Annotated in this window: 5 protein-coding genes; all 5 read right to left on the bottom strand. The window is 44.3% G+C overall.

Annotation, left to right across the window (positions count from 1 at the left end):
- Positions 1-348 precede the first annotated feature (348 nt).
- Positions 349-546 (bottom strand): hypothetical protein, encoded by a 198-nt coding sequence (locus tag FFM78_RS11635; RefSeq protein WP_137638590.1) that lies wholly within the window; start codon positions 544-546, stop codon positions 349-351.
- Positions 547-1,099: 553 nt separating this feature from the next.
- Positions 1,100-1,459 (bottom strand): fluoride efflux transporter FluC, encoded by a 360-nt coding sequence (locus FFM78_RS11630; RefSeq protein ID WP_137638589.1) that lies wholly within the window; start codon positions 1,457-1,459, stop codon positions 1,100-1,102.
- Complete coding sequence (locus tag FFM78_RS11625) at positions 1,456-1,842, bottom strand: fluoride efflux transporter FluC (protein ID WP_137638588.1); 387 nt, start codon at positions 1,840-1,842, stop codon at positions 1,456-1,458. The genes FFM78_RS11630 and FFM78_RS11625 overlap by 4 nt, the downstream gene beginning before the upstream one ends.
- Positions 1,843-2,053: 211 nt before the next feature.
- Complete coding sequence (carB, locus tag FFM78_RS11620) at positions 2,054-5,080, bottom strand: carbamoyl-phosphate synthase large subunit (protein WP_137638587.1); 3,027 nt, start codon at positions 5,078-5,080, stop codon at positions 2,054-2,056.
- Positions 5,081-5,246: 166 nt separating this feature from the next.
- The gene (locus tag FFM78_RS11615) at positions 5,247-6,323 is read right to left on the bottom strand and encodes a carbamoyl phosphate synthase small subunit (RefSeq protein WP_137638586.1); all 1,077 of its coding nucleotides are present in this window, start codon (positions 6,321-6,323) and stop codon (positions 5,247-5,249) included.
- Between the last annotated feature and the right edge of the window lie 208 nt (positions 6,324-6,531).

Below are 6,531 nucleotides of genomic sequence, written 5' to 3'. Positions count from 1 at the left end.
TCACGAATTGAAGACCATCGGTTTTTTGCTCAGGCTCAAGGCACCAATAAACAGACGATGTACAAAAGAACGCCTTCACCGCTAGTATAACGGCAAAGGCGTTCTTTTCATAGATGGTTACGCGCGGCGGCCGCGCGGAGAGTTTTTTGTGTATACAAAAAACCTGCTACCGGATATAGCAGGTTTCTGGGAAAATTTGATTTGAATATCTTTTTCGATAACTCAATACTATCATTTATAGGAATACTTTTCAAATTTCAAATCTTAGTTTGTATAGAAAAGCTATGCCAAACCATGCGTTATACGTGGTTAATGCAGATGTTTTTAGCTGAAGTTTCAATCAAGTTATCAAATCAGTTTTTGCGTATGCTTAAGTGAGGTCAGTTTTAATTTGCTTTCAATTTCATATTGCGGAGCGTTTTTCCATCCCACAATAAGCCCTGAACCACCCAATAATCCCAATATTGCAATGAGGTTTGCAGGAACCGCCCATGGGCTACCTGTATGCTCTAAAGCAGCCGCACTAGAATATCCACCTATGATCATTATCACCGTAACAATCCCAGATACAATAGTATACTTCGTGAACTCCTCCGATAACAAATTCAATATACTTGTCGTAAGTATATTGAAAAGTATAACCACACATCAATTAAATATTATCAATATATAATAAAAAATGAATAAACTGAGCTTAAGAATGAGAGACTTTAAGTTCAGTTTATTTACAATGACATTAGTTATGCCGTGCTAGACTTGATTTTTCGAAGTTTGGCTTTAATCATGTCTAGAAACAATGTTACGATCAACTTTGTTTTCAACAAAATTCATATTTATCACCATCGATCAGAACCTTTGGAGATTCAGCATATTTTTCATATCAGTCCTCGTAATATCGAATGATATGTTGGTTGGTTCAATAATGTCAAAATATTTAGAAGTAAAAATGGCTTGATCCCGGTTGAGTACTGGGATCAAGCCATGATCGCTTAATTCAAAATTTAAATTGTCTAACTTTTCTACCGCACTTCAAATTTCACTACTTTCATCAGTGTTTTTTATTGGTGTAGCCGATTCAATTTTAATGTCGCCGGCACCTTTAAAAAAGGCTACCTAAACTTAACCCGATCAAGGCACAACCGATCCCGCCAACTAACGAACAGACCAAGTAAAGCCAAGCTAAGCCAGTGTAGCGCTGCTGCTGTAGTAATACAGTTTCATAGCTCATAGTTGAAAAGGTGGAGAAGCCGCCGCAAACACCGGTACCTAGAAGAAAGTAAAAATCGTTGGTGGTTCCTAAATGGCTGGCCAAAAAGCCAAGCAGTAACGCCGCCAGCAAGTTGATGGTCAAAGTGGCGAAGGGAAAACGACCCAGCACATAGCGCTTGATCAGTTTGGTCACATCGTAGCGTAGAATAGCGCCTAGCGCAGCGCCACCGCCTACAAGTAAGTAGGTCATGATTTGGTCGCCTCCTGTTTTAAATCAACACGGCTGAAGTGCAGACCCAGATAAGCACCAATGAAGCCGCCAAGCAGGCTAAGTAAGGCGTAACCTAAGGCGAAAAAGTACGCGTGCGCTTGCCATAACTGAATGATCTCCAATATGTATGATGAAAAAGTGGTGAAAGCACCAATGAAGCCGGTGCCGATGCCTAAAGTTAGTTGTGCTGGGAAATGAATCAGCTGGCCTAAAGTGTTAGTTGAATAGGCTAACAAAAAACTACCCACTAGATTGATCATAAAAGTTGCCACGGGTAATGAGCTGAAAGCGAAGAGTTGATCAATCCCTAAACGCGCCATCCCACCGGCGATCGCAAATAAACCAATTAAAAGTTCGTCCATGTGTTCGCTTCCTTTTGAAAAATTAAATGTAAGCACCATTTTATCACTAAATTTTAATGTTGGGTAGTCACTTGGCAAAAAGAATTTTATGGTGGTCGTGTTTTATCAGCATATTGGGTGATGCAACATTTGCTGGAACCAACTTGTCCGAAAAAACAAACAAGCACCGTGACAGGGTTATGCCACAGTGCTTGTTTTTGTTACCTTTAGGTTATTTGGCCAGTAATAAGGCGGCCACCAAGGTATCTTTAGCTGTAAAAAGCGGAATATTTTGACTTAAGGCAAAATAATTCAGCGGATCGGCCGCAGTTTGGTGTTCGTTAGTATTAGCTACTAACGCGACTTGGTCAACCGCGACTGTTGGCGTGTCCGTAGCGGCTAACACTTGCGGCGTGAGGTGTGCTTGTTGGAGTGCTTGCTGGATCGCCGTATCCTGTGCCAGCGCTGGTGTTAGCAACACGATCTGGCCGCTGTGGCTACCGTAGAAATGGTAACTATCGGTTAAGGCTTTGCTTAATGCAGTAGCATAATCAGCAGCGATCCCGATCGCTTCGCCGGTGGATTTCATTTCGGGACTAAGCGCGGTGCTGATTCCCGGTAACTTGGTGAAGGAAAAGACAGGCGCTTTAATGGCGACTAAGTCAGGTGGTGTCAATAACCCTGGACTTAGCTTAAGCTCGGTGAAGCTGGCACCTAAAATCAACCGCGTTGCAAGCTTCGCCAAATGTAATTTAGTGACTTTGCTCATAAAAGGAACCGTCCGGCTGGCCCGTGGATTGACTTCGATCACATAGACTTGGTCCGCAACGATAAACTGAATATTCATCATGCCAATACAGTGCACGTTTTGACCAATTTTAGTGGCAATGGTGACGATCTCGGCTTGTTGAGCTGCAGTTAAACGTTGGGGTGGGTAAACGGCAATTGAATCACCGGAATGAATCCCTGCGCCTTCAATATGTTCCATAATACCGGGGATGAAAACATCGTGGCCGTCGCTTAAAATATCGACTTCACATTCTAAACCTTGAACGTAATGATCAATCAGGATCGGTTGATCAGGGGCCGCGTGTAAGGCATTAGTTAAATAGTGGGCTAATTCGGTTTCATCATGGACGATCGCCATGGCCCGGCCGCCAAGTACGAAGCTTGGCCGTACCATTACGGGGTAACCAATGGTCGCGGCAATTTTTTGTGCGGCCGGCAAGCTGGTTGCCGTATTACCGGCTGGTTGCTTAACGGCTAGTTGTTGTAATAGTGTTTCAAATTGGTGGCGGTCTTCGGTTTGTTCAATGCCGTGTAAGGAAGTGCCGAGGATTTTCAGCCCGTGAGTCGCCAATCCTTTAGTCAAATTGATCGCCGTTTGGCCACCAAACTGGACGATCACGCCTAATGGTTGCTCCAATTCAGCGATGTGAAGCACGCTTTCAAGGGTCAAAGGTTCGAAATATAACTTGTCCGAGATCGAGAAATCAGTGGATACTGTTTCTGGATTGTTATTGACGATGATCGCATGGTAGCCAGCTTGCTGAATGGCTTGTACGCAGTGGACGGTGGTGTAATCGAATTCCACCCCTTGGCCGATGCGGATCGGGCCGGAGCCAATGACCAAAATACTGTTGCCTAAAGGCTGACTTTCATTTTCACTACCGAAATAGGTGCTGTAAAAATAGGGGGTGCTACTGGCGAATTCACCGGCACAAGTATCAACCATTTTGTAGACCGGCGCTGTTCCTGGCAGTTTCTGATCGGTCAAGGTACTGATCATGGCGTCATTAAAACCAAATTTCTTGGCAGTGGTGTAAGTCGCGTTCAGATCAGCGGCTAATTGTTGTTGCAAAGTCACGATATGTGCCAGCTTATCTAAGAAGAAGCGGTCGATCTGTGTTAGCGCCTGGATCTTGGCAATGCTATAACCGGCCCGGATCGCGGCAAAAATAACCAGCAGGCGGTCGTCAGTTGGTGTGTGTAGCGCGGCAGCCAAGTCCGGCGTTGCGCTAGTTGGTTTCAGTTCATTGATGGCCGCCGGATCGATCTCCATGGATTGCAAGGCTTTAAGCAAGGACTCTTCGATCGTGCTGCCAATGCCCATAACTTCGCCAGTGGCCTTCATTTGTGTGCCTAATTTACGTTCGGCAGTATTGAATTTATCAAAGGGGAAGCGGGGAATCTTAGCAACCACGTAGTCCAACGCTGGTTCAAAAGCGGCATAAGTTGTTTTAGTGACGGGATTGCGTAACTCACTTAAATTTAAACCCACCGCGATTTTAGCGGCGATCTTAGCAATCGGGTAGCCGGTAGCCTTTGAAGCTAAGGCGGAAGAGCGGCTGACCCGGGGGTTAACTTCAATAATATAATAATTTGCGCTATTAGGATCCTGCGCAAGCTGCACATTACAGCCGCCTTTAATGTCCAACGCGTCAATGATATCCAAAGAAGCCTGACGTAAAGTTTGGTATTCAGTATCGTTCAGTGTTTGTGAAGGGGCGAAGACGATCGAATCGCCAGTGTGAATGCCAACCGGATCGAAATTTTCCATATTGCACACGGTGATTTTATCGCCAATATTGTCGCGCATAACTTCATATTCAATTTCTTTAAAGCCGGCAATACTTTTTTCAATTAAACATTCGTTAGCCGGTGACATACTCAAACCGCGCACCATAATTTTCTGTAATTCTTTTAGGTTGGCCGCAATGCCGCCGCCGGTTCCCCCTAGGGTATAAGCCGGGCGAACGATCACTGGGTAGCCGATTTGTTCCGCAAAATCCAAGGCAGCTTGTACTGCATGGACTGTTTTGCTGGCTGGCACTGGTTGGCCAATTTTTTGCATTAATTCTTTAAAACTTTCCCGGTCTTCGGCTTGCTTGATCGTTGCTAAGCCAGTGCCCAACAGCCGAATATGGTATTTATCTAAGATACCGGCATCATCTAATGCCACGGCTAAATTCAGGCCGGTTTGGCCGCCTAAAGTTGGTAAAAGCGCGTCGGGCCGTTCCTTGGCTAAAATGGCACTAACGGACGCCAAAGTTAGTGGCTCTAAATAAACTTTATCAGCGATTTCGTCATCGGTCATGATCGTTGCTGGATTGGAATTGATCAATACCACCGAATAGCCTTCTTCTTTTAAGCTTAAACAAGCTTGGCTACCGGCATAGTCGAATTCAGCGGCTTGACCGATCACGATCGGGCCAGAGCCGATGACAGCAATTTTATGAATATCAGTTAATTTTGGCATAAGCATCTTCCTGTTCAATAGTATATAATCCACGCCGCCGTTATAGTCAGTATCGGCGTGAACAGAATCAAGTAAGGCAATACCCGATCCACTGGACTAGCTTGAATGATTTCACTAGGCAGCAATCGGGTACTTATTTTCGTAAATCGTTAGTACTAAGCAGTCATTAAGCTACGCTACTGTTCTTCGTTTTGTTAGTGATCATCAGTGTACAAAATTCATTGAAGAAGCCTAGGGCATCTGTAGGACCAGGGTTGGCCTCAGGATGGTATTGGACGGAGATCACAGGCAAACTTTGGTGGCGTAATCCTTCGACACTATGATCGTTTAATTCATAAGCGGTCATGGTCAAAGGCGTGTTGGCCAGCGATTCAGCAGCGACTGCATAGCCGTGATTTTGACTGGTCAAAATTGTTTTACCGGTGGCGATATTTTTAACGGGATGATTCAATCCCCGGTGGCCGTACTGTAATTTGTAAGTCTGCGCGCCGTTAGCCAAAGCCAACAATTGATGGCCTAAGCAGATCCCGGCCAATGGATATTTCACTTGTAATGCCTGAATCAATGGTAAAGCCGCTTGATAATCAGCGGGATCATCCGGACCATTGGATAGGAAAATACCGTCTGGTTGTAACGCCTCGATTGCGGCTAACGATGTGGTATAAGGCACCACGTCAACGTTACAATCGTGGGCTAATAATTGATCAATGATCGCTTTTTTAGTACCAAAATCAATTAAAACCACGTGCTGTTGGGCGTGAGTGGTTGTAAAAGTAGCACGTTCCAACGGTGCTTTTTTCTGTTTGATCGCCGCATAAGCCAACTTGAAAGGAACGGTTAATGGTTTGGTAGTCAAAATGGCCTTTAGTGTGCCGTGTTGGCGGATATGTTTGGTGAGCTGGCGGGTATCAATACCCTGGATCCCGGGCACTTGTTCTTGTTGCAAAAATTCGTCTAGGTTCATTTGTTGGGCGTAATGATTCGGTAGTTCAGCTAACTCACGCACGATAACTGCCGCACAACCAGCCATTTTGGCTTGATCATGGGTGGCGTCGATGCCGTAATTGCCGATCAAGGGATAAGTGAAGGTGATCAGTTGATTTGTATAGGAAGGATCGGTGATCGCTTCTTGATAGCCTGTCATGCCGGTATTAAAAACCACTTCACCAGCAGCAGCAATGTGGGCGCCAAAAGCGTCGCCGGCAAATGTTAAACCATCTTCTAAAATAAGATAACTTTTCATTCGTTTTCATCCTTTCACATAAAAATACAAATATTTACTGTATTGATTGTCATTAAGTAAACCGCATTTTTCTATATAAGTCAACTATAAAATTCAAAATAAATGTATAATTCTAAATATATACGCCTTAATATGCAAATATAAAAGAATAAATGCATAAAAATTGAAAAAAGCTTGCATTTATAAAAAGGCAGGTGTAAGCTGTTGG

It is taken from the genome of Loigolactobacillus binensis, assembly GCF_005405165.1.
Lineage (GTDB): Bacteria > Bacillota > Bacilli > Lactobacillales > Lactobacillaceae > Loigolactobacillus > Loigolactobacillus binensis.
The sequence above is the reverse complement of the archived record's forward strand: the minus strand, read 5'-3'. Positions and strand labels throughout refer to the sequence as shown.

Excerpts from the sequence above, each read along its gene's own strand:
- FFM78_RS11635 (WP_137638590.1), bottom strand. The coding sequence starts at position 546 with ATGATCATAGGTGGATATTCTAGTGCGGCTGCTTTAGAGCATACAGGT.
- FFM78_RS11630 (WP_137638589.1), bottom strand. The coding sequence starts at position 1,459 with ATGACCTACTTACTTGTAGGCGGTGGCGCTGCGCTAGGCGCTATTCTA.
- FFM78_RS11625 (WP_137638588.1), bottom strand. The coding sequence starts at position 1,842 with ATGGACGAACTTTTAATTGGTTTATTTGCGATCGCCGGTGGGATGGCG.
- carB (WP_137638587.1), bottom strand. The coding sequence starts at position 5,080 with ATGCCAAAATTAACTGATATTCATAAAATTGCTGTCATCGGCTCTGGC.
- FFM78_RS11615 (WP_137638586.1), bottom strand. The coding sequence starts at position 6,323 with ATGAAAAGTTATCTTATTTTAGAAGATGGTTTAACATTTGCCGGCGAC.